Raw genomic sequence first — 22,848 nt, 5'->3', positions numbered from 1 at the left:
TCCCGGACGTCCGAGGCGGCGACGAGCTCTCCGGCCCCGGTGCCTCCCAGCACCGAGGGGATCTGGCCGATCGCGGAGGCGACGACGGGCAGCCCGGCGGCGAGGTACTCGTAGATCTTGAGCGGGGAGAAGTAGGAGTCCTCCGCCGCGACCTCGGGGTACGGCGCGACAGCGGCGGTGCACGAGGCCAGGAGCGCGGGAACGGCGGCCGGCGGCACGGCCCCGGTGAAGGAGATCCGCGAGGCGACCGCCTCCCCGAGGCCGGCGACACGGGCGCGCAGCTGCTCGCCCATGGGACCGTCGCCGATGATGCGGACGGTCCACGTGCCGGTGGAGGCGGCGACCGCGTCGACGAGGACGTCGACGCCGTGCCAGGGCTTGAGCGTGCCGACGAATGCGACGACGAGCGGGGCGTGCGGGTCGAAGGTCTGCACCCCGGGCGTCACCCGCTGCGTGTTCACCCCGTTCGGGACGACGAGCGCGGGCACCCCGGTGTGCTGCTCGACCCAGTCGGCGACCGGCCGGGACACGCACACGGTGCGGACGGCGGCGCGGGCCTGTGCCCGCAGCGCCGCAGCGGCAGCGGCCCCGTCCACGAGGTCGCGGTGCGTGCGTTGTTCGTCGATGAGCGGGGCGTTCACCTCGAGAACGCCGGGGATCCCGGCCTCCGCGCAGTCGGCGAGGCACGTCGAGAACAGCGAGTAGCGCTCGTAGACGAGGTCGTACTCCCCCGCCACGATCCGCTGCGCGATCCCGGCCGAGGCGTCCTGCTGGGCGACCTCCCGGGCTGCGGGTTCCTTCGTCGCGATGGGGGTGTGGACGAGGTGGACGTCCGCGAGGTCCGCGGGCCGGTTCTCCCCGGCGCGGGTCGCGAACACGTCCACCCGCGCCCCGCGGGCACGCAGTTCCCGGACGATCTCCTGGACGTGGACGCTCGCGCCCTTCGTGCCGAACACCGGGATGCCGGGGTCGACGCTCACGTACGCGATGCGCCTCCCGTCCAGGTCGCGCGGAACGGAGAGCGGCTGCGGCGAGCGCGCCGGGGCGTCCTCGAGTGCCGCGAGCGCGGCGGCCTGGCGGTGCGAGTCGAACCGGTCCTCGACGAGGGCGCGGGCCGCGCGGGCCATCGACTCCCGGTCGATCTCCCCGGACGCGAACGCACGGAGCCCGGCGACGAGCGCCTCGGTGTCCCCCGGTGCGTGGAGGACGCCGGTGGTGCCGTCGACGACCTCCGGGATGCCGGTGACGGCGGAGGCGATGCACGGCACGCCCATCGCCATCGCCTCGAGGAGCACGGTCGGCAGACCGTCGGCGTTGCCGTCGGTCCCGACGACGCAGGGAGCGCAGAAGACGTCCGCGGCATCGAGGAGTGTGCGGATCTCCTCCTGGGTGCGGGCCCCGAGGAGCGTGACGACCCCGGTGAGCCCGGCACGGTCGATCCGCTCCTGCAGGTCGGCGCGCAGATCGCCGTCGCCGGCGATGCGCACGTCGAGGGCGAGGCCCTCGGCGGTGAGCCGACGGGCGGCCTCGACGAGTTCGGAGAAGCCCTTCTTCTCGACGAGGCGACCGACCGCGGCGATCCGCAGGGGCGCCTCGGCGGTGTGGCCGGCCGCCGGGACCGGGCGCGGGGCGCGGTACGGGAACCGGGCGAGTTCGAGTCCGTTGTACGCGAGGACGATCTTGTGCGCGAGGTCGGGGAACTCCCGGCGCAGATGGGAGAGGTTGTAGTCCGAGATCGTCACGAGGTGGTGGGATCCGGCGATGAGCCGGCGCAGGCGTGCCGGGTCGACGGACTCGTGGAAGAGGTCCTTCGCGTGGGTCGTGACGGAGTAGTCGATACCGGCCATGCGGGCAGCAAGCTCGGCGACGCGGCCGGCTGCGGATCCGAAGTGCGCGTGGAGGTGCGTGATGCCGCGTTCGCAGACGCGGGCGGCGAGGTCGAGGGCCTGGTGGACGTCCGCGGCCTCGTCCTGTGCGATATCGGGCAGGAGCGCGGCGTAGCGCTCGGCGAAACCGGGGATGCGCGCGACCGCGGCGGCGTGGAGTTCCCAGGCCTCGGAGACCTTCGTCGGCCGGCCGAGGTGCGTGACGGGCGCCTTCACCCGGGCGAGTTCGGGGTGGAACCGGGAATCCGTCGTGGGCCGGAGGGCGAAGATCTCGAGGTCCTCCCCACGGGCCTCCCGGGCGAGGATCTCGGTGACGACGAAGGTCTCCGAGAAACGCGGGTACACCTTGAGCACATAGGCGGTGCGCCGGGGCGCGGCGGCGGGTGCGGACACGAGTGCCGAGGCGTGCGGGGAGTCGACGGCATCGGCGGGAGCGACGGTGCCGGGGGCAGTGTCCACGACCTGGGCGGGGGCGTGTTCAGCGACGAGCGACATGGGAGTCCTCCGAGTGCATGGTGCCGGCGGCGGCCGGGCGACGGTCGGTGAGCGAGGCGATGCGGGCGGCGAGTTCGCCGACCCGGGCGAGTCCGGCCGTGCCGAGCCGGGCGCGGGCGGTGTGCTGGCGGCGGCCGAGCGCACGATCGGTGAGCGCGCTGCGGAGCCAGGCGGACACGGACTCCGCGGACAGGTGGTCGGGGTGGAGCATGTCGAGCGCGCCGACTGAGGCGAGACCCTGCGCCCGGATGAGCTGTTCGGCACGCGGGCGCACCCGGGGTACGACGAGTGCCGGGCTGTCGGTCGAGAGGATCTCGGTGATCGTGTTGTACCCGCCCATCGTGAGGACGGCCTGCGCCCCCGTGATGCACGCGAGGCCGTCGGGCACCTCGGGGAGGACGTCGACGCCGGGGCCGGCGTGTGCAAAGACCCGGGACCGCGCGGCGGGATCCATCTGCGGGCCGGTGACGACGAGGTGCCGGACACCGGACGGCAGCGTGGCCGCAGCGGCCGCCGAGGCGAGGGCCTCCCCGTCCGATCCCCCTCCGACCATCGTGAGCACGTAGGGGCGGTCGGCCTGCGGGACCGCGCCGGTCATCGTGCGCCCGTCCGCGAGGAGGCCGGTGAAGAGAGTGCGGTCGGCGAGTTCGGTCGGGATCTCCCCCGAGGCGATCGGGTCGTGGACGGCGCGGTCGCCGTAGACCCAGATCTCGTCGATCGCCTCCCGCACCCGGTCGAGGCCGACCTGTGCCCATTCGCGGCGTGCGACCTCGGGTCCGTCGAGCACCTCACGCAGACCGAGGACGACGGTGCTGTCCGGCTTCACCTCCCGCAGGGCGGCGAGCGGACGCACGAGTTCACCGTCGGCGCCGAAGGGGTGTCGGTCGACGATGCAGATGTGCGGCCGGAAGGTCGTGAGCGCGCCCTCGATGACCGAGGACCGGATGTCCATGAGGCGCCGGGTGCCGACGTTGAGCGTGCGGGGCGCGTACTGACGGTTCTCCTTGCAGATCCCCGGGAGGACGACCCAGTCGAACCCGGGTGGGCACGGGAACGAGGTGGCGGCACGCTCCCCCGTGATGAGGAGTCCGGAGACCCGGCGGCCGGTGCGCTCCGGGAGGATCCGGGAGAGCGCGCGGGCGATCGCGAGGTTGCGGCGGGTGTGGCCGAGGCCGACGGAGTCGTGGGAGTACAGCACGACCCGCAGGCCCTGCTCGGCACCGGGTGCGTCGGTCGGTTCCCCGGATCGCGCGCGTGCGGCCGGGGCCGGTGATCCCTGGGCGGGCGGCGTGGTGATCATGGTGCGTCCCTTCCTCGTCCATGACGACAATCCCGCGGGGGAACAGTCGTATCGATGAGGACGAAGCTACGGAGCACTCGTGAGATGGAGATGATCCGGTGGTGAGAGTCTTCTCATGAAACGCGAGGCGAACACGAGGTGAACCCCGGGGCCGACCGGCCGGGAGCCTAGAATCGAGGAGGTTCTGTCCTCACGTCCCGTCCTTCGACCCGAAACGGAGTTCGCCCATGGCAGGCGGTCTGGTAGCCCTTCTCGACGACGTCGCGGCGATCGCGCGTACCGCGGCGGCGAGTGTCGACGACATCGCGGCCGGAGCCGCCAAGGCGAGTGCGAAGGCGGCGGGAGTCGTCGTCGACGACGCGGCGGTGACCCCGCAGTTCGTCCACGGTGCCGAACCGAACCGCGAACTGCCCATCATCTGGGCGATCGCCAAGGGCTCCCTCGTCAACAAGCTCATCATCACGGTCGCGGCGCTGCTCATCAGCCAGTTCGCCCCGTGGTGGGTGATCCCCGTTCTCCTCATCGTTGCCGGTTCGTACCTGTGCTTCGAGGGTGCGGAGAAGGTCATCGAGAAGGCCACGAAGAAGGGCCACCACGACGACGCGCCCGCCGTGGAGAAGGGCCCCGAGGCCGAGAAGAAGGTCATCCGGGGTGCGATCACGACGGACTTCATCCTCTCGTGCGAGATCATGGTGATCTCCCTCAAGGAGGTCATGGACGAGACTCTCCTCCTGCGGGCGGCGATCCTCGTCGTTGTCGCGATCGCGATCACCGTCCTCGTCTACGGCGCGGTCGCCCTCATCGTGAAGATGGACGACGTGGGCCTCCACATGACGACGAAGCCGCGCCCGGGCACCCAGCGTGTCGGCCACGCCCTCGTCAAGGGAATGCCGAAGCTCCTCGCCGTCATCTCCGTCATCGGCACGCTCGCGATGCTGTGGGTCGGCGGACACATCGTCCTCATCGAGATGCACGAACTCGGCTTCCACCCGATCTACGAATTCGTCCACGGTCTCGAGGAGCCCCTCCATCACGTGGCGGTCGTCGGTGGTGTGCTCGCCTGGCTCGTGAACACGTTCTTCTCGCTCGTCATCGGCCTCGTGTGGGGCGGCATCATCGCCGGGATCATGCACGTGCTGCCGTTCGGGAAGAAGCACTGATCGACCGGTGACGCCCGAGCTCGCTCCGAACGTCCACGACACCGCTCTGATCTTCGAGGGAGGCGGCATGCGTGCCGCCCTCACCTCCGCCGTCGTCGTCGAACTCCTCAACTCCGGCATCGCGTTCGACTGGGTCGCGGGGGTGAGCGCGGGGTCCTCGAACACCGCGAACTACCTCTCCCGGGACGCCCGCCGTGCCCGCCGCAGTTTCGTCGACTTCGCAGCGGATCCGAAGTTCGGGAACGTCCGCACCTTCCTGCGCGGTGACGGACTCTTCAACGCGAAGTACATCTACGAACAGACCGGGCTGCCCGATCAGGCCCTGCCCTTCGACTGGGAGACCTTCCGGGACAACCCGGCCGAGGCGAACGTCGTCGCCTTCGACGCCGTCTCCGGTGAGCAGGTCGTCTTCACCCGCGAGGACTTCCGGGAGATGCCCGACCTCATGGTGCGGGTCCGCGCGTCCTCGACGATGCCGGTGCTCATGCCACCGGTGGAGATCGACGGCCGCACGTACGTCGACGGCGCTCTCGGTACCGCGGGCGGGATCGCCCTCGACGTCGCCCGGGACGCCGGCTACGAGAGGTTCTTCGTCGTCCTCACCCGTGACCGCGAGTACCGGAAGGAACGCGAGCGCTTCCCCGGGTTCTACCTCACGTACTTCCGGAGGTTCCCGGCGATCGCCGAGGCGCTCATCTCCCGCTGGGAGCGCTACAACGCCACCCGCGAGGAGCTCTTCGAGCTCGAACGCGAGGGGAAGGCGTATCTCTTCGTGCCGGACCGGATGCCGATCGGCAATGGCGAGCGGTCCCTCTCGAAACTCGCAGCTGCCCACCGCGCGGGGCTCTCGCAGGCGCGGCGGGAATCAGCGGCGTGGAAGGACTTCCTCGGGTTGTGAGGTGACGGCGGGCCGCACCCGGCTGTTCACACCTCGAAGGTGACCCGCGCCCCCTGTTCGATCGTCCGGGAGACCGTGCAGTAGCGGTCGTGCGAGAGCTGCACGAGGCGTTCGGCGAGCTTCGCGGCCTTCTGCCCCTCTGCGTCGTCCGCGAAGGCGAGCGAGAACGCGAGGTGGAGATCGCCCATCCGGTTCGCCCCGTCCTCCTCGATCTTCCGACCGCTCGCGGTGACGGTGAATTCCGTCGGTTCCGTGTGGCGGCTCGTCACGGTGTCCACGTCGATCGACGAACACCCGGCGAGGGCCGCGAGGAGGAGTTCGACGGGGGTCATGAGCCCCTCGCCACGGCCGAACTCGATCGAGGCGCCGGAGGATGCGGTCGCCCGGTAGTGGTTCGAGGCGACCCGGGTGAGTTCGATCGACCGGCGGTCCTCCGGGGTGGGTTCGCCGGGTGCGGGCGTGCTGTCGCTCATGAGAACTTCCTCTTCGCTTCGTGCAGGAGCGCGTGGACGTACTTGGGGCGGACGACGAGCGGACCGGGCACCTCGTAGTGCTTGAGGCGCAGCGGCCAGGCGTCCGGGATCTCCACCGGCCGGACCTCCGACGTCGACGGGTCCTCGGTGTCGTCGCCCTCCCCGTCCTCGTCGAACTCGATCTCCGACCACGGCACGGTGTCCTCGTCACCGTCGACGTGGACGGCACGGTCCTCGGTGACGAGGAAGCCCGCGGGTTCGATCACGAGGTACTTCTTGAGGAAGATCCGGGATCCGAGTGGGATCACGAGGTACATGAGGCCGAACACCGCGGCGAGGGCAGGCAGCGCCGCCCACAGGTGCGAGTGCGGGTAGACGAGGACGGCGACGCACACGAGGACCGCACTCACGAGAAGGCCCGGAATGCTCCACGCGAAGGCCCGCTTACGGCTGAACGGGACGACGACGCGCCCCGCCCGGTGGAACTCGGCGAGGAGGGCGTCGTAGCGGCGGTGGGACCGGCTCATCGGGTCGCTCCCGCACCGTCGGGCAGCACGTCGCCGTCGATGTACATCCACCGGCCGGCGCGCCGGCCGAACCGGGAGTGCTCACGCATTTCGTGGACGGTCCGCGCGGGATCACCCGGTTCGCGGAATCGTGCCACGAAGTCGACGGTCCCCTCGGCATCGTCCTCTCCCCCGGCGGCGGTGGCGAGCACCGTGAGACCGAGCCACTCGGTGTCGTCGACCTCGAGGGAGCTCGGCCGGGTGCGCGGATGCCAGGTGCGGAGCAGGTGATCGGCGTCCCGGAGGACGAACGCGGTGAAGCGCGACCGCATGAGTGCCTCCGCGGTCACCGGCCACTGCGTGTTCGCGAGGGCCGGGGCGCAGCAGCGTCCGTAGGCGGAACCGGCGGGCGCCCCGCCGCAGGGGCAGGGCGCCTCGGGAGTGCGGAACAGGGGCATGGATCAGCCGCGGGCGGCGGCGAGTGCTGCGTCGTAGTCGGGTTCCTGACCGATCTCGGGCACCTGTTCGGTGTAGCTGACGGTGCCGTTCGGATCGATGACGACGACCGAGCGCGAGAGCAGGCCCCGGAGAGCACCGTCGACCATGGTGACGCCGTAATCGGTGCCGAACTCCGAACGGAAGGAGGAACCGGTGAGGACGGCCTCGATACCCTCGGCGCCGCAGAAGCGGGCCTGTGCCATCGGAAGGTCGGCGGAGACGCAGACGACCTTCGTGTTCTCGAGGTCGGCGGCGAGTTCGTTGAACTTCCGGACGCTCGCGGCGCAGACGCCGGTGTCGATGCTCGGGAAGATGTTGAGGATCACGGTCGAACCGGCGAGCGACGCGGATTCGAGGTCCGAGAGGTCGCCCGCGGTGAGGGTGAAGGCCGGCGCGGGGCTGCCGACGGCGGGGAGGGAACCGATGGTGGTCACGGGGGTACCGCGGAGGGTGATGTCAGCCATGCGCCCCATCCTACGCATGCGTGTGCGGACGCCGCATCGCGGAACAGTCCACTGCCCGGACGGCGCAGGTCCACCCGCCGGGACGCCGGAAGCCGTGGTCGGCGGGTCGCGTTCCACCGGACGTAGTGCCTCGCGGGATCCCGCAGACCGCGGCAGGCACGGAGCGGCCGGACACCGTCGTCCAGAGGGGAGGAACCGCATGAGCTCCACCGGGAACCGCACGCCCGCACGCATACTCGCTCGTCGCCTCGGGCGCAGCCTCCCGGCGCCGCCGCGGGCCTCGCGCATGCGCTCGCGGTACGACGGATCCCCATGTGAATGGACGAACGCGCTGCGGGCCCGGAGGCCTGCAGCGCGTTCGGGACGGACCGGGTGAGGAGGGAACGGGCGACGCGGGCCCCCGGCCTCAGCCCTGGGTCTTCGTTCCGTCCTCCGGAGTCGTCCGTGCGGTCGTGTCGTCACCCGACTCGACGAGCGGTTCCGCCGCGCCCTCCGGCTTCCGTTCCTCGACGTCCTTCGCGAGTGCCACGGTCTCCTCGGTCTCCACGGGCTCGACCCGCTCGATCGTGGAGGTGTCGAGTGTGAAGACACCCTCGTGCTTCTCGAGGGCGGTGTTCACACTGTCGACGAGCACCTCGCGGGCGAGTTCGCGGCGGAGCACGAACGGGTCGCGCGAGAGGTCCCGCCACAACGCGACGCAGAGCACGAGCATGACGACGACGAAGGGCAGCGCACTCACGATCGTGATGTTCTTGAGCCCGTTGAGGGCCTTCGCCGGGTCGTCCCCGCCGGCGAGGAGCATGACCGCGGCGACCGCGCCGGTCGCGACACCCCAGAACACGACGGTCTTCTTCGAGGGGTCGATCGCGCCGTGCTCGGAGAGTCCGCCCATGACGATCGAGGCGGAGTCCGCACCCGTGACGAAGAAGATCGCGATGAGGATCACGGTGACGACCATGAGGAGGACCCCGACGGCCGTCGGGACGGGCAGGTCCCCGAGAAGGGTGAAGAGGATCGTGTCGAAGTCGATGTCCGGGACGAGGGCCGAGGGGTCGTCCTCGCTCGGGATCATCGTCGACAGGAGGTTCGCGGTGTCGTTCGCCTGCTGGGCGCGTTCCTGCATGCCGATCGCGCCGCCGCCGAAGATCGCGAACCACAGGGTGGACACGGCCGAGGGAACGAAGAGGACTCCGGCGATGAACTGGCGGACGGTGCGGCCGCGGGAGATGCGGGCGATGAAGAGGCCGACGAACGGCGTCCACGACACCCACCACGCCCAGTAGAAGATCGTCCACGTCGACATCCATGCGGAGAGGTCCTCTCCCCCGGCGGCGTCGGTGCGGCCGGCCATCGTGGGCAGCTGGGAGAAGAAGGTCCCGACCGCGTCGGGGATGACGTTGAGGATGAAGAGCGTGGGGCCGCCGATGAAGACGATGAGCGCGAGGATAAACGCGAGCACCATGTTCGTGTTCGACAGCCACTGGATGCCGCGTTCGATGCCGGAGACCGCGGAGGCGACGAAGAGCGCGGTGAGGACCGCGATGATGAGGACGAGGAACCACGAACCCGTCTCGCCCATGAGCCCGGTCGACGTGATCCCGCCACCGATCTGCAGGGCGCCGAGACCGAGCGAGCACGCGGTGCCGAAGAGGGTCGCGAGGATCGCGAGGATGTTGATGACCCGGCCGCCCCAACCGTTCACCCGACGCTCACCGAAGATCGAGGTGAACATCGAGGAGAACAACTGCGAACGGCCCAGGCGGAATGTGCCGTAGGCCATGCCGAGCCCGACGATCGCGTACATCGCCCAGGGGAACAGCGTCCAGTGGAAGAGGGTCTGCCCCATCGCGATGCCGATCGCCTCGGGGACCTGCCCGTCGACGGTGCCCGGCGGCGGCGCCATGTAGAAGAAGAGGGGTTCGCCGACTCCGTAGAACACGAGGCCGATTCCCATACCGGTCGCGAACATCATGGAGATCCAGGAGATGGTGGAGAACTCCGGGACGTCGTCGTCCTTCCCGAGGTTGATCCCGCCGAAGCGGCTCATCGCGACGACGATGACGAAGATCGTGAAGATCGCGGCGGCGCTCACGAAGAGCCATCCGAAACCGGTGATGGTGCCGTTCAGCAACGTGCTCGAGACCGCGCCGAGTCCGTCGGGGGTGACGAATCCCCACACGACGAAGGCGACGGCGAGGACCGCAGCGATGCCGAACACCCACTTGTCGAGGCCGGTGCCGTGGGGTCTACGCGGTCGCCTGCGGGTCGCCCGCTTGAGGCGGTCGATGAGATCTTCGGTTGTTCCGGGTGTACTCATGGGCACCACGTTTGTGCAGGTGGGGACTTCTGTAAAGTCCGGCCGGGTCCCGTTTGCAGCCCGTTCATGCGGATCCGCAGGGCTGGAGAGCCCCACCCTCCCGAACCCGTTGCGCCGGAACGGGGTGACGCATCTCTCGTGGTTACTTAACATTCTTGATTGTACAGTTACAGTTATGCAGACGCGCCCCGACGGCCAGCAGAACCCGCCCGCACGGAACCCGCGGCGCTGGTGGCTCCTGGCCACCGTGAGCCTCGGGCTCTTCATGATCACGATCGACAACTCGGTGCTCTACACCGCGCTGCCGACGCTCACGCAGGAGCTCCACGCCTCCGCGCTCGAGTCCCTGTGGATCGTGAACGCCTATCCGCTCGCGATCGCGGGCCTCCTCATGGGCACCGGCACGCTCGGCGACCGCGTCGGCCATCGCCGGATGTTCACGCTCGGACTCGTCGTCTTCGGCCTCGCATCGCTCCTCGCGGCCTTCGCCCCGGCCCCGGCCGTCCTCATCACGGCCCGGGCGTTCCTCGGGATCGGCGGCGCCATGATGATGCCGGCGACCCTCGCACTCATCAGCCGCACTTTCGACATCGAGCGCGAGCGCAATCTCGCGATCGCGATCTGGGGCGCGGTGTCCCTCGTGGGCGCCGCCGCCGGACCCGTCCTCGGTGGTCTCCTGCTCGAGCACTTCTGGTGGGGGTCGGTGTTCCTCGTGAACGTGCCGATCACCGTGCTCGCTCTCCTCGCCGTCCCGCTCGTCGCCGGCCCCAACCTCACCCACCCGGAGAAGCCCTGGGACTTCGCGTCCTCGGCGCTCGCGGCCCTCACCCTCGTCGGTCTCGTGTTCTTCATCAAGGAGCTCGCGCGCACGGATCCGCACTGGTTCCTCGCTCTTCTCGCGCTCGCCGTCGGCGCCGGCGCCGCCTGGGCGTTCACCGCCCGCCAGCGCCGTCTCACGTACCCGCTCCTCGACTTCACGATCTTCCGCAACCCCGTGTTCCTCGCCGGTGTACTCGCGGCCGCGCTCACGATGTTCGCGATCGCGGGCATCGACCTCGTCGCGGTCCAGCGCTTCCAGCTCGTGGCCGGGTTCTCCCCGCTCGAGGCCGGCCTCCTCGTCACGGTCCTCGCGGTCTCGTCCCTGCCGTTCTCCGTCCTCGGCGGCGCGATCCTCCACCGTGTGGGGTACTTCCCGCTCATCTCCGGTGGACTCGCGATCGCCGCGGTCGGTGCCGGGCTGCTCGCCGCCTCGATCCACCACACCTTCACCGCGGTCGTGCTCGGCCTCGTCGTCCTCGGGGTCGGGCTCGGACTCACGATGTCCGTGGCCTCGAGCGCGATCATCGGGAACGCTCCGGCGTCGCGGGCCGGTATGGCGTCCTCGGTCGAGGAGGTGTCCTACGAGTTCGGCAGTCTCCTGTCCGTCGCCCTCCTCGGCAGCCTCATCAACCTCGTGTACGCGAACCGTGTGCAGCTGCCGGCCGGGACTCCTCCGGAAGCCGCCGAGGCGCTCTCGAGCGCCGTGGCCGCCGCCGGTTCCGACAGCGCGGTCCTCGACCCCGCCTTCGCGGCGTACGACGTGTCGTTCACCGTCGTCGTCGGGCTCGCGGCCGTGGTCCTCGCGCTCACGGCGCTCGTCACCGGGGTCCTGTTGATCCGCGGAGCCCGCGCCCGGGCGCGTACGGGCTCCGGTGAGGAGCGCACCCGGGAGCGCGGCGCCTCGGCCGTGGTCGGTTCGTGAGCCCCGGGCCGGTCCCGGCCGAGTGTCCTAGGCTGGGACGATCATGAGACCGAGTAACCGGACGAAGATCCTGCAGGCCGCCGTCGCCGTCGTCGAACGCGAGGGCATCTCCGCACTCACCTTCGACGCCGTCGCCGCGGAGGCGGAGATGACCCGCGGCGGCATCATGTACCACTTCCGGTCGCGCACCGAACTCGTCGAGGCGATCCACGCCCACATGGCGCAGGAGTGGGTGACCGATCAGGAGAAGGTGCTGAGAGACGTCGCCGGTGGGCACCCGGAGGAGGCGACGCAGGACGATGCGGCGATCGCCTACCTGCGCGGCAGCAGCGCCGCCGTCACCCGGGCCGAACTGCAGCTCCAGTTGGAGGCGTCGACGAACCCGGACGCCGCCGAGCACTGGCGCGAGGCGAGTGCCCGCATCCTCCCGGACCCGCCCGCGGACGCCGAGGACGAGGAGGCGATCACGCGTCTGCTCGCAGTGCTCGTCGCCGACGGCCTGTGGATCCACGAGGCGGTGTCGTTCCGCACCCTCGACCCGGCGGTGCGGAAAGCGATCATCGAGCGGGTCGAGAAGCTCGTGCGGGACGGCGACTGAACGGACGCGCCCGGACGCCTCACCCCAGCGGGTACCCCGTCGCCGGGCCCTCCGTGTTCGGGATCCAGCCGAGCGCGGGCGCCACGTGGCGGGCGAAGTTCTCGAGGACGTGGAGATTGAAGTCCACGCCGAGCTGGTTGGGGATCGTGAGCATGAGGCTGTCCGCCTCCTGCACCGCAGCATCCGCCTGCAGTTCCTCGACGAGCACATCGGGTTCACCGATGTACGTCCGGCCGAACGTCGACCGGTATCCGTCGATGACGCCGATCTGATCGCCGTCGGTCCGCGCGCGGAACCCGAAAACCTGCCGGTCACGGTCGTCGACGATAGGGAAGATGCTGCGCGAGACGGACACCCGAGGCGTCCGGGTGTGGCCGGCTGCACGGTACGCGTCCTTGTACTGGCGGATCTGCGCGGCCTGGAGTTCCCCGAAGGACTCCCCCGTCGCCTCGGTGAGGAGCGTCGAGCTCATGAGGTTGAGTCCCTGCGCACCGACGTTCTCCGCGGACGCCCGGGAACCGGCACCCCACCAGATCCGGTCGATGAGCCCTTCGGAGTGCGGCTCGACGCGAAGTTTCACGCCGGGACCGAACTGCGCCGGATCCGCCGGAGCGAGGCGCTCCCCACGGACGGCGGCGAGGAACCGGTCGAACTTCTCGGCGGCGATGTCGGCTCCGCGCGGATCCGTCGAACCGGTGTACCCGAAGGCCTCCCAACCGCGTAGAGCCGGTTCCGGTGACCCCCGGCTGACTCCGAGCGCGACCCGCCCCTCCGACAACAGATCGAGCGCCGCAGCCTCCTCGGCGAGGTGGAGCGGGTTCTCGTAACGCATGTCGATGACGCCGGTGCCCACCTCGATCCGGTTCGTGCGGGCGGCGATCGCCGCGAGCAGCGGCATGGGTGCCGCCGCCTGCCGAGCGAAGTGGTGGACACGGAAGTACGCACCGTTGACCCCGAGCCCGTCCGCGCCGACGGCCAGATCGACCGCCTGCCGGAGGATCTCGCCCGCACCCGGGTCGTCGTCGCCGGTACCGCCGCCGTAGTGACCGAAGCTGAGGAATCCGAAGGATCGCATGAGGCGAGCCTAGAGCCGTTCGCCCGGATCCGACGGGAGACGTGTCTCACGGCCGTGACGGATCTCATTCCCGTTCGAGGCCCGGCCGCCCGATTTGTTCACCTGCGATTCATCTTGTCGGCGCTGAATGGGTGCGTGACATTCATGAAGACCGAGGGATGACGCCCATGCTCGAGAGCCCCATGGCCACCACGATCACTCGTCCCCTCGATGCTCCCGCACCGCAGGCACCCACCCCCGCACCGGCCGAGGCGCCGCGCAGTCCGCTCGCCCGCCTCCTCCCGGCGGGCCGCCTGCGCAGCACGCTCGAGTGGCTCTCCGTCGTCCTCGCGGTGTACGTCCTCGTGAGCGCGGTGTCCGTCATCGGTGCGGGCTTCAAGACCGCGACCGGGGGTCACGCGGAACAGCTCTTCGCGTTCGCCGAGAACCCACTCGTCGCCCTCATGGTCGGCATCCTCGCGACAGCCGCCCTCCAGTCGTCGTCGACGACGACCTCGATCACGGTGGGCCTCGTGGCCGGCGGACTCCCGCTCGACATCGCGATCCCGATCGTCCTCGGTGCGAACATCGGCACGACCCTCACGAACACTCTCGTCTCGGTGACGATGATCCGCCGTCGGGACGAGTTCCGTCGCGCCTTCGCCGCGGGCACCGTCCACGATTTCTTCAATCTCATCGCGGTCGTGATCTTCCTGCCGCTCGAGGTCCTCACCGGCTTCCTCGAGAAGCTCTCCGGCTGGGTGACCGGCTTCCTCGCCGACACCTCGACCTCGGTGGACACCGACGCGTTCGACCTCGTCGGGACCGCCACCTCTCCCCTCAAGGAGGGACTCGCGGCGGCGACCGGACCGCTCGGTGCGGTCGCCGGGGGCCTCGTGATGATCGCCGTGGGGGTCGGCCTCATCTTCCTCTCGATCGGTTTCGTCGGTGCCCTTCTCAAGGTCCTCATGGTGGGCCGGGCCAAGCAGATCCTCCATACCGCGATCGGGCGCGGCCCCGTCACCGGGATCGGCGCCGGCGCGCTCGTCACCACGCTCGTGCAGTCCTCGTCGACGACGACGAGCCTCATGATCCCCCTGGCGGGCTCCGGAACATTCAGCCTCCGACAGATCTACCCCTTCACCCTCGGGGCGAACATCGGCACGACCGTCACGGCACTGCTCGCGGCGATCGGCCTCAGTGGCGAGCACGCGGCCCTCGGCATGCAGATCGCCCTCGTCCACCTGTTCTTCAATCTCTGCGCGACCGGCCTCGTCTACGGCGTGCCGTGGCTGCGCAACCTGCCGATCCTCGGGGCCGAATGGCTCGCCCGGGTCTCGAGCGTCCGGCCGTGGTTCGCGTTCGTGTGGGTCGGCGGCGTGTTCGTCGCCCTTCCCGCGGCGCTCATCGCGGTCACGGCACTCGTCTGATCACAGGACCGTGCCGCGGGCGTGCGGCCCTACACTGACCGCATGCCCGTCCTCGGCCCCGGTTCCCCTCTCCCCACCCGACCGTTCCGGGTGCTCGTCGCGGGCGCCTCGGGTTCGGGGAAGACGACTCTCGCCGCGCGGATCGCCGAGGTGACCGGCGGTCCGCACACCGAGATCGACTCCCTCTTCCACGGGCCCGGCTGGACCCCGCGGCCCACGTTCGTCGAGGACGTTCTCGCGTTCACGGCAGCACCCGCGTGGACGACCGAATGGCAGTACGGGCAGGTCCGACCGCTCCTCCTCGAGCGCGCCGACCTCTTCGTGTGGCTCGACCTGCCGAAGCCCCGCGTAGCGTGGCAGGTCTCCCGTCGTACGGTGCTGCGCCGCCTCCGTCGGACCCACCTGTGGAACGGCAACATCGAGCCGCCGCTGCACGCCTTCCTCACCGATCCGCAGCACGTCGTCCGCTACGCGCTCACGATGTACCCGAAGAACCGCCTCATGGTGATGCACGCGGCGCAGGACCGCCCCGACCTCCCGGTCGTCCGGCTGTCCTCCCACGCCGAGGCGCGGGCCTGGCTGGCGGGCCCCCTCGCCTCGGCCGTCCGGGCGTGACGCAGCAGGCCCCGCATGTCCGAGGACATACGGGGCCTGCAACGCATTCGCCAGAGGAAACCGATTCGGTTTCCCTCGTGCAAGGCGCCAACCGAATCGGTTTCCCTCGACGAATCCGTTGACTTCAGCCGGGTGGACCGATCAGGCGACGGGGCCGGATCCGGTGCCGGGCACCTCGGGAGCGGAGGGCTCCTCCGTCTTCTTCTCGAGCTTGGTGAGCGTGCGCGCAGCCGCGTCACGTCCACCGAGGCCGAAGGCGAGGGCCGCCGCGAGCGCGCCGCCGATGACGACCGCACCGAAGGCGAGGTTGATGATCGAATCGGCCAGGCCCATGTACTTGAGACCCATCGCGATGAAGAGTGCGATGGTCGAGTAGCGGAGGACCTTGCTCGCGGCGTCGTTCGTGACGAACTCGCCGATGAGCGTCGCGAGCAGGAAGCCCGCGGCGATGATGATCGCGCCGAAGAGGACGTTGCCGCCGAGCGCGAGGATCTCGCCCAGGATGTTCGTGATCTCCGGGAAGCCGAGCATCCGGGCGGCCATGATCGCGAAGAAGATCATGATGGCCGTCTGCACGATCCTCGTGATGACGGAAGAGACGCGGGTGCCCTCGGGCAGGATGCCGAAGGAGGCGACGGACTCGTCGGCGCGCAGGCCGACGAGGAGCTCCTCGAGAATGTTGCCGAGGAACTTCGCGATGACGCCACCGAGGAACAGGAGGATGGCGGCGGCGATGATCGCCGGGATCGCGGCGAGGAAGAGCTCGAGCATCTGCTGCGCCGGCTCGGAGATCGCGGCAATACCGAGGACCTGGAGAGCGCTGATGCTCATGACGATGACGATGACGGCGAAGAGCAGGTTGCCGAGCAGGGTGAGGAGCTTGGCGTTTTCCTGCTGCGGGGTGCGCTCGGGCTGTTCACCGGCCTTGCGGAACTTCCGGACGAACTTCGTGAGGTCGACCGGTCCGAGGACGGCCCAGAGGAGCTGGCGGGCGATCTTCGCGAAGACGAAGCCGATGAAGAAGACGACCGCGGCACCGATGAGATTCGGCAGGAAGCCGAGGATGCCACCGAGGAGGTCCTGCAACGGCGCCAGGACCTGATCGAGGGCGAACAGCTGGAGGATCGCCATGAGACCGAAGAGCCACACGAGGAGAGAGGCGACGGTGCCGAGCGAATCACCGATCGCCTTGCCGTCGTTGCCCGTGCGCTGGAGCGCGGGGACCTTGCCGACGAGCTTGCGGGCGGCCCATTTCACCACGCTTGCGATGATCCACGTGGCCACGAGGATCACGATCGCGAGCGCCACCTTGAGCATGCCAGTCGAAGGATTGCATCACTGCCTCCTAAAAAGAGAGTCCATTCCGCGGCAGGAGCACTCGGAGGGCCGAGAACGGACCTGCGCGGACTGTCGCCGTGAGCGTAAGTTCGGTTTTCAACCAGATCACGGTGTGTTGCGCGATCGATATCCCCTCACCAGGGATGACGCTTCTGTTACATGACCGCCGCCCAGTTGTCGTAAGGCCGCGGCGGATTCGTCGACGGCCGGTTCCAGGAATCCACCTCGGCGCGGTACCGCGGAAGTCCTGAAAAGACCGAACGGACCGTCGGGGCTCCTGTCTCCGCGTCAAGCTTCCTCGTGTCCGTGCCGCGGCCTACTCTGTCCCCATGACCTCGACACCGGCCGGCGACGGACCGCTTTCCGAGCCCGACGCGATGCACACCTCCGGCACCGCGACGGATCCTTCCGCTCCCGCGCCACCGGCACACGGCACCCGCACCTTCGTCCACGTCCTCGTGAACACCGCACTCGCGAACGTGACGACGAGCTTCCTCTGGTTCGGCATCACGTTCTGGATCTACCTCGAGACCCGCAACGTCCTCGCCACCGGCGTCATCGGCGGCGCGTACATGTTGCTCGTCGCGATGTTCAGCATGTTCTTCGGCACCCTCGTCGACCGGTTCCGCAAGAAGGCCGTCATGGTGTGGGCGACCCTCGTGTCACTCGCGCTGTTCCTCGTCGGCGGGGCGTACTTCTTCCTCGTCCCGCACGCGGACATGGTGAACCTCGGACTCCCCCACTTCTGGATCTTCGCGATCGTCATGCTCACCGGCGCGATCGCCGAACAATTGCGCAACATCGCCCTGTCGACGACGGTGACGCTCCTCGTCCCCGTCGACCGCCGGGCGAACGCGAACGGCATGGTCGGCACCGTGCAGGGGCTCGCGATGCTCGTCACGAGCGTGTTCTCCGGCCTCGCGATCGGTCAGCTCGGGATGGGGTGGACCATCGTCATCTCGATCACGGCGCTCGGGCTCGTTTTCCTCCACCTCCTGTGGCTGAGCATCCCCGAGCCCAAGGTCCTCCACGTCGAGGAGAAGACGAGTTGGATCGACGTCAAGGTCGGCTGGCGGACGGTGCGGTCGGCACCCGGCCTGCTCATGCTCGTCCTCTTCACCACGCTCAACAACCTCGTCGGTGGCGTCTACATGGCGCTCATGGACCCGTACGGCCTCACGCTGTTCTCGGTGGAGATGTGGGGCATCGTCTTCGCGATCGCCTCGACCGGATTCATCATCGGCGGCATCGTCCTCGCGAAGTTCGGGCTCGGGCGCAACCCGATCCGGACGATGCTCCTCATCGCCGCATTCATCGGCGTCGTCGGCGGAGTCTTCGCGATCCGCGAATGGGCCTGGCTCTTCGTCCTCGGTTGCTGGATCTACATGGCCTTCATCCCCGCCGTCGAGGCCGCCGAACAGACCGTCATCCAGACCGTCACCCCCTACGAGAAACAGGGCCGCGTGTTCGGGTTCGCGATGACCTTCGAGGCGGCCGCTGCGCCCATCACCTCGTTCCTCATCGCCCCGATCGCCGAGTTCGTCATCATCCCGGCACTCGACACCCCGGAGGGACAGCAGTCCTGGGCATGGCTCCTCGGGTACGGGGAGGCCCGCGGGATCGCGCTCGTGTTCCTCTTCGCCGGACTCGCCGCCATGGTGCTCGCCCTCGGGGCGTTCCTCACCCCGGCCTACCGCCTGCTCTCGAAGCAGTTCATGAAGGCGAAGGAACAAGCGGAGGAGACGGAGGAAGCGGAGAAGGCGATTCCCGGCGGCAACGGGAGCCGCTCCGCCTAGAGCGCCGTCACCTGCCAGAGGTGCCCGTCGGGATCCGCGAACGTACCCGAGTATCCCCACGGTTGTGGGCCCGCCGGAGTCACGACCGTGCCACCGGCGTTCGCGGCGCGCACCATGTACACATCGACGAGTTCGGCGTCCCGGACCGCGAGCGACAGGAGCACCTCGTGGGTGTCGGGGCCCGCGGTCTCCCGGCCTCCCGTCACCCATCCGAAGCCGCCGGTCGGGATGAACATCACGACCGGCTGTCCGTCGACGGCGACGACGAGCGGTTCGGGGACGCCGTCCTCGGCCGGCACCCCCGGTGTCTCGAATCCCATGCCGCGGGAGTAGAACACATGGGTACGGGCGCGGTCGGCGGTGGGCAGCGACACGAAGAAGGTGCTCATACCCTCACGCTAGACCACGGCCCTCCCACCGTCGCGCCGTTCACTCGGTGTCCGGTTTCCGGTCGACCTCGATCGGGTTGCCCTCGGCGTCGACCGGATCCCCGTTGTCGTCGACGTAGGCCCCGATCTCGTAGTCGTACTCGACCGGTTCACCGTCCTCGTCGGTCCGGGTGTACCACTCGGTGACCTCGTCCGCGGTCGAGTCGAACTCGCCACCGGCGGCGAAATCGCTGTCCGGTGCGGTCGGTTCGACACTGAGGGCGAAGTTGTCGCCGTACTCCTGCACACCCTGGCGCACCGCGTTCTCGAGTGCCGCCGTCCGGAAATCGTCGCGGATGGAGAACGGGTCGTTCCGCAGCTCCTTCACGAGCGCCACGCACATGAGGACGATGATGACGCAGAACGGCAGCGCCGTGACGGTGACGAGGTTCTGCAGTCCCTGGAGCGCGTCCCGTCCGCCCATGAGGAGGATGACGACCGCGATGCCGGCCATGCACACCGCCCAGAACGCGGTGACGAGCCGGTTGGGCGTCGGATTACCGCGCTGCGACAGCTGCGAGTTCACGATCGAGGCCGAGTCCGCCGAGGTGATGAAGAAGATCGCGAGCATCGCCATGACGATCGGCACGAGGATCTCCGCAGCCGGCAACTGGTCGACGACGAGGAAGAAGATCTCCTCGGGCGCCGGCAGGCTGTCGGCCGTGCCGTCCGCGGCGATCGAGCCGTTCAAGCGCTGCAACCAGATCGTGGTGCCACCGAGGATCGTGAACGCGAGGATGATGATCGCCGAGGGGATGAAGAGCACCCCGAGGACGAACTGACGGATGGTGCGGCCCTGGGAGATCTTCGCGAGGAACACACCGACGAACGGCGACCAGCTCACCCACCACGCCCAGTAGAACGTCGTCCACGAGGACAGGAACGCCTCGGTGTCCGCGCCGTCGGCCATCGTCGCCGCGAGCATGTCGGGCATCGATCCGAAGTAGTCGACGATGACACCCGGAATGATGTTCATGAGGAACACCGTGGGCCCGACGACGAAGAAGAACACGGCGAGGGCGATCGACAGTACGAGGTTGATGTTCGAGAGACGACGGATCCCGCGTGCCACACCGGAGACCGCCGAGATGATCGTGCCGATCGTGAGGACCACGATGATGCCGATCGCGATCTGGTTCGCCGCGGTGCTCCACCCGGTGACGAGCTGCACGCCGCGACCGATCTGCAGGGCACCGATCCCGAGGGACGCCGCCGTGCCGAAGAGCGTGGCGATGATCGAGAGGGAATCGATGATGCGCGGGCCGATCCCGTCCGGCTTCGCACCGAAGAGCGGTTCGAGTACCGAGCTCATGAGCGGGACCCTGCCGCGACGGTAGGACACATAGGCGACGGCGAGGCCGACGACCGCGTAGATCGCCCACGCGTTGATGCCCCAGTGCAGTGCCGCCTGCGCCATCGCGCCCTTGACCGCCTCGGCGGTACCGGGGTCGTACAGGCCCGGGAGCGGATCGAGGTAGTACGTGATGGGCTCGTAGGGACCGAAGAAGATGATGCCGATGCCGATACCGGCACCGAAGAGCATCGCGACCCACGAGGCGGTCGAGTACTCGGGCTTCCCGCCGTCGAGTCCGAGCGGGATCCGACCGTAGCGGGACAGTGCGATCACGAGGAGGAACACGACGAGCACGATCGCGACGACATTGAAGACCCAGCCCAGGTTGTGCATGACCCAGCCGAGTGCGACGCTCGAGACGTCGAACACCATGTCGGGGGCGAGCATGCCCCAGACGACGAATCCCACGACGAGCACACCGACGACCCCGAGGATCACCGTGTCGACGCCGTAACGGATGCGCTGGTCCTCGACGGACACTCCCGGGACGAGTGCCGGGTGGATGCCGTGCGGGTACTCGATCTCCCGCAGGATCCGGGCGGCGGCCTCGCGACGCGGACGACGCGGCTTCTGCCGGGTACTGCCCTCGGCCGACGCTGTCCGTGCCGACTCGTCCTGCGTCGCCTCGTTCGATACTGCGTCGTTCTGCGCCGACCCGGGCGCGGGTCTGCCGGTCGATTCGGTCATGGATCGCTCCTGTTCGTGCGTGCCGGACCTCCCCACGCTATCCCAGTACTCCCCCGAGCGGGCCGGAAGAGGCCCGAAGCGGGGCCTCGACGAGCACCGCCCTGGTACCCGCGCCACGGTACGAGAAGCGCCGAGGCGCCGGCTCCCTCGGAAGGGAACCGGCGCCTCGGCGGTGTGATGCGGCAGGAGGTGGGGCTCAGTTCTCCGGCGGCGGGGGCGGCACCGGGGCGCCGGCCGGGGGTGCGATCCGCGGGTAGGTCTTCGCCGCGCTCGTGCCGGCGAGGGCCTCGGCCGGGGCCGTGTCACCGGAGACTGCCGCACCGGCCTTCGCCGCGGTCCGCGAGGGCGAGGGATCCCATCCGGTGTCGACGAGCTTCTTCTGGACGAGGATCGCGGCGAGGAGCACCACGACGCCGATGACGAGGATGAGGACGAGGCCGAGGGTGACTCCCATTCGCGCGGCGTAACCGATGAGGATGCCGAACCAGCCGAAGTCCGTGTCGCCGAAGGTCGTGTTCGCGGCACCGAGATCGTTGCCGAGGACCTTCATGAGGAAGGCCGGCAGGAAGGTGACGAGGAGACCGTTGACGAAACCACCGACGACCGCGCCCCGACGGCCACCCGTCGCATTGCCGTAGACACCTGCGGCACCCCCGGTGAAGAAGTGGGGCACGAGGCCGGGCAGGATGATCGCGAGACCCCAGGCGGGACCGGCCCAGAGGACGAGCACCATCATGCCGAGGACACCGCCGACGAAGCTCGAGAGGAAGCCGACGAGCACTGCGTTCTGGGCGTAGGGGAAGACGATCGGGGCGTCGAGGGCCGGAATGGCGCCGGGGACGACCTTCGCCGCGATGCCCTGGAAGGCGGGAACGAGCTCACCGAGGATGGTGCGGACACCGAAGAGGATGACCGCGACGGCGACGCCGAACTGCAGACCCATCGTGACCGCCTGCATGAGGTAGTCGCCGACCCCGGTCGCAGCGCCGGCACCCGTCGCCGGGTCCGTGACGAACGCGGCGAACGCCTGGTTCTGGCCGACCCTCACGAGGAGCACGAGCGCGATGACGACGTACATGACGACCATCGAGAGCGCGGTGGCGACCATGGAGTCGCGGAGGAAGCGCAGACCCTCGGGCAGCTTGAGGTCCTCGGTCGACTTCGAGCCCTTGCCGACGAGGCGACCGACCGAACCGGCGGCGATGTATCCGGCGGTGCCGAAGTGACCGATCGCGATGGAGTCGTCACCGGTGATCTTGCGGGTCCACGGATGGGCGAGAGCCGGCAGCGACACCATGAGGATGCCGAGGAGGACGGCGCCGATGAGGACGACGAGCGGACCGGCGATCCCGGCGGTCGCGAGGACGATCGTGAGGAGGGTCGCCATGAAGAGGATGTGGTGTCCGGTGAGGAACACGTACCGCAGCGGCGTGAAGCGGGCGAGGAGCAGAGCGGCGACGAAGCCGAGGATCATGATGTAGGCGGCGGTGGCCCCGAACTCCTCCTGGGCGATCCCGACGATCGCCTCGTTCGTGGGGACGACGCCCTGGGCGCCGAGGGCACCGTTGATCATGACGCCGAGCGGGGCGAGGGACGCGGTGACGAGTCCGGCACCGGCGCTCACGAGGAGGAAGCCGAGGACGGCCTTGAGCGCTCCACCGATCACCTGACCTGCGGACTTGCGCAGGGCGATGAGGCCGACGGCACAGATGATGCCGACGAGGAACGCGGGGACACTGAGGATTTCGTTGACGAGGAAGTTCGCGATCGCGACGATCCAGTTCATGACTATGAGTCCTTCTCTACCGGT

Annotated in this window: 19 protein-coding genes; 7 read left to right on the top strand and 12 right to left on the bottom strand. The window is 69.1% G+C overall.

The genetic code is table 11. From position 1 onward, the window contains the following. Together ABD172_RS04190 and ABD172_RS04185 are read right to left on the bottom strand one after the other, a co-directional pair. Positions 1-2,381, bottom strand: a 2,381-nt coding sequence (locus ABD172_RS04190; RefSeq protein WP_344307236.1) for a glycosyltransferase, incomplete at its 3' end; no start/stop codon positions are given. Further along, complete coding sequence (locus ABD172_RS04185) at positions 2,365-3,681, bottom strand: glycosyltransferase family protein (RefSeq protein ID WP_344307234.1); 1,317 nt, start codon at positions 3,679-3,681, stop codon at positions 2,365-2,367. The genes ABD172_RS04190 and ABD172_RS04185, both read right to left, overlap by 17 nt. 227 nt (positions 3,682-3,908) lie before the next feature. On the opposite strand from ABD172_RS04185, the gene ABD172_RS04180 reads away from it, so the two are divergent. Continuing rightward, on the top strand, positions 3,909-4,841 hold the full coding sequence (locus ABD172_RS04180) for a DUF808 domain-containing protein (RefSeq protein WP_344307232.1): 933 nt from the start codon (positions 3,909-3,911) through the stop codon (positions 4,839-4,841). 7 nt (positions 4,842-4,848) lie between these two features. After that, on the top strand, positions 4,849-5,739 hold the full coding sequence (locus ABD172_RS04175) for a patatin-like phospholipase family protein (protein ID WP_344307230.1): 891 nt from the start codon (positions 4,849-4,851) through the stop codon (positions 5,737-5,739). 26 nt (positions 5,740-5,765) lie between these two features. Here the strand turns inward: ABD172_RS04175 and ABD172_RS04170 are convergent, their stop codons facing one another. From ABD172_RS04170 to ABD172_RS04150, 5 genes are all read right to left on the bottom strand, one after another. After that, the gene (locus ABD172_RS04170; RefSeq protein ID WP_344307229.1) at positions 5,766-6,212 is read right to left on the bottom strand and encodes an OsmC family protein; all 447 of its coding nucleotides are present in this window, start codon (positions 6,210-6,212) and stop codon (positions 5,766-5,768) included. Beyond that, positions 6,209-6,739 carry a hypothetical protein gene (locus tag ABD172_RS04165; protein WP_344307227.1) on the bottom strand — a complete coding sequence of 177 codons (531 nt, stop codon included), beginning with the start codon at positions 6,737-6,739 and terminating at the stop codon, positions 6,209-6,211. The genes ABD172_RS04170 and ABD172_RS04165 overlap by 4 nt, the downstream gene beginning before the upstream one ends. Then, entirely contained in the window at positions 6,736-7,176 is a 441-nt protein-coding gene (locus ABD172_RS04160; protein ID WP_344307225.1) for a YchJ family protein, read from the bottom strand. The genes ABD172_RS04165 and ABD172_RS04160 overlap by 4 nt, the downstream gene beginning before the upstream one ends. Positions 7,177-7,179: 3 nt before the next feature. After that, positions 7,180-7,680, bottom strand: a complete 501-nt coding sequence (tpx, locus tag ABD172_RS04155; RefSeq protein WP_344307223.1) for a thiol peroxidase — start codon at positions 7,678-7,680, stop codon at positions 7,180-7,182. Positions 7,681-8,086: 406 nt separating this feature from the next. Next, entirely contained in the window at positions 8,087-9,997 is a 1,911-nt protein-coding gene (locus tag ABD172_RS04150) for a BCCT family transporter (protein ID WP_344307221.1), read from the bottom strand. Positions 9,998-10,172: 175 nt separating this feature from the next. On the opposite strand from ABD172_RS04150, the gene ABD172_RS04145 reads away from it, so the two are divergent. Further along, the gene (locus tag ABD172_RS04145) at positions 10,173-11,738 is read left to right on the top strand and encodes an MFS transporter (RefSeq protein WP_344307219.1); all 1,566 of its coding nucleotides are present in this window, start codon (positions 10,173-10,175) and stop codon (positions 11,736-11,738) included. A 43-nt stretch (positions 11,739-11,781) separates the two neighbouring features. Next, positions 11,782-12,336 (top strand): TetR/AcrR family transcriptional regulator, encoded by a 555-nt coding sequence (locus ABD172_RS04140; protein ID WP_344307217.1) that lies wholly within the window; start codon positions 11,782-11,784, stop codon positions 12,334-12,336. Between the two features lie 19 nt (positions 12,337-12,355). Here the strand turns inward: ABD172_RS04140 and ABD172_RS04135 are convergent, their stop codons facing one another. Beyond that, on the bottom strand, positions 12,356-13,411 hold the full coding sequence (locus ABD172_RS04135) for an LLM class flavin-dependent oxidoreductase (RefSeq protein WP_344307215.1): 1,056 nt from the start codon (positions 13,409-13,411) through the stop codon (positions 12,356-12,358). A 167-nt stretch (positions 13,412-13,578) separates the two neighbouring features. On the opposite strand from ABD172_RS04135, the gene ABD172_RS04130 reads away from it, so the two are divergent. Both ABD172_RS04130 and ABD172_RS04125 read left to right on the top strand, forming a co-directional pair. Next, on the top strand, positions 13,579-14,820 hold the full coding sequence (locus tag ABD172_RS04130) for a Na/Pi symporter (protein WP_344307213.1): 1,242 nt from the start codon (positions 13,579-13,581) through the stop codon (positions 14,818-14,820). 42 nt (positions 14,821-14,862) lie between these two features. Continuing rightward, the gene (locus ABD172_RS04125; protein ID WP_344307211.1) at positions 14,863-15,435 is read left to right on the top strand and encodes a P-loop NTPase family protein; all 573 of its coding nucleotides are present in this window, start codon (positions 14,863-14,865) and stop codon (positions 15,433-15,435) included. Positions 15,436-15,576: 141 nt separating this feature from the next. Here the strand turns inward: ABD172_RS04125 and ABD172_RS04120 are convergent, their stop codons facing one another. Next, on the bottom strand, positions 15,577-16,752 hold the full coding sequence (locus tag ABD172_RS04120) for a mechanosensitive ion channel (protein ID WP_344307209.1): 1,176 nt from the start codon (positions 16,750-16,752) through the stop codon (positions 15,577-15,579). 350 nt (positions 16,753-17,102) lie between these two features. Between ABD172_RS04120 and ABD172_RS04115 the strand changes: the two genes are divergently transcribed. After that, entirely contained in the window at positions 17,103-18,569 is a 1,467-nt protein-coding gene (locus ABD172_RS04115; protein ID WP_344307208.1) for an MFS transporter, read from the top strand. On the opposite strand, the gene ABD172_RS04110 is transcribed toward ABD172_RS04115, so the two are convergent. The 3 genes from ABD172_RS04110 to ulaA form a co-directional block, all read right to left on the bottom strand. After that, entirely contained in the window at positions 18,566-18,958 is a 393-nt protein-coding gene (locus ABD172_RS04110) for a VOC family protein (protein ID WP_344307207.1), read from the bottom strand. The two genes, ABD172_RS04115 and ABD172_RS04110, sit on opposite strands and share 4 nt — an antisense overlap. 40 nt (positions 18,959-18,998) lie before the next feature. Then, the gene (locus ABD172_RS04105) at positions 18,999-21,038 is read right to left on the bottom strand and encodes a BCCT family transporter (RefSeq protein WP_344307205.1); all 2,040 of its coding nucleotides are present in this window, start codon (positions 21,036-21,038) and stop codon (positions 18,999-19,001) included. Positions 21,039-21,234: 196 nt separating this feature from the next. Further along, positions 21,235-22,824 (bottom strand): PTS ascorbate transporter subunit IIC, encoded by a 1,590-nt coding sequence (gene ulaA, locus ABD172_RS04100; protein WP_344307203.1) that lies wholly within the window; start codon positions 22,822-22,824, stop codon positions 21,235-21,237. Between the last annotated feature and the right edge of the window lie 24 nt (positions 22,825-22,848).

Source organism: Brevibacterium samyangense, assembly GCF_039529845.1.
Lineage (GTDB): Bacteria > Actinomycetota > Actinomycetes > Actinomycetales > Brevibacteriaceae > Brevibacterium > Brevibacterium samyangense.
The sequence above is the reverse complement of the archived record's forward strand: the minus strand, read 5'-3'. Positions and strand labels throughout refer to the sequence as shown.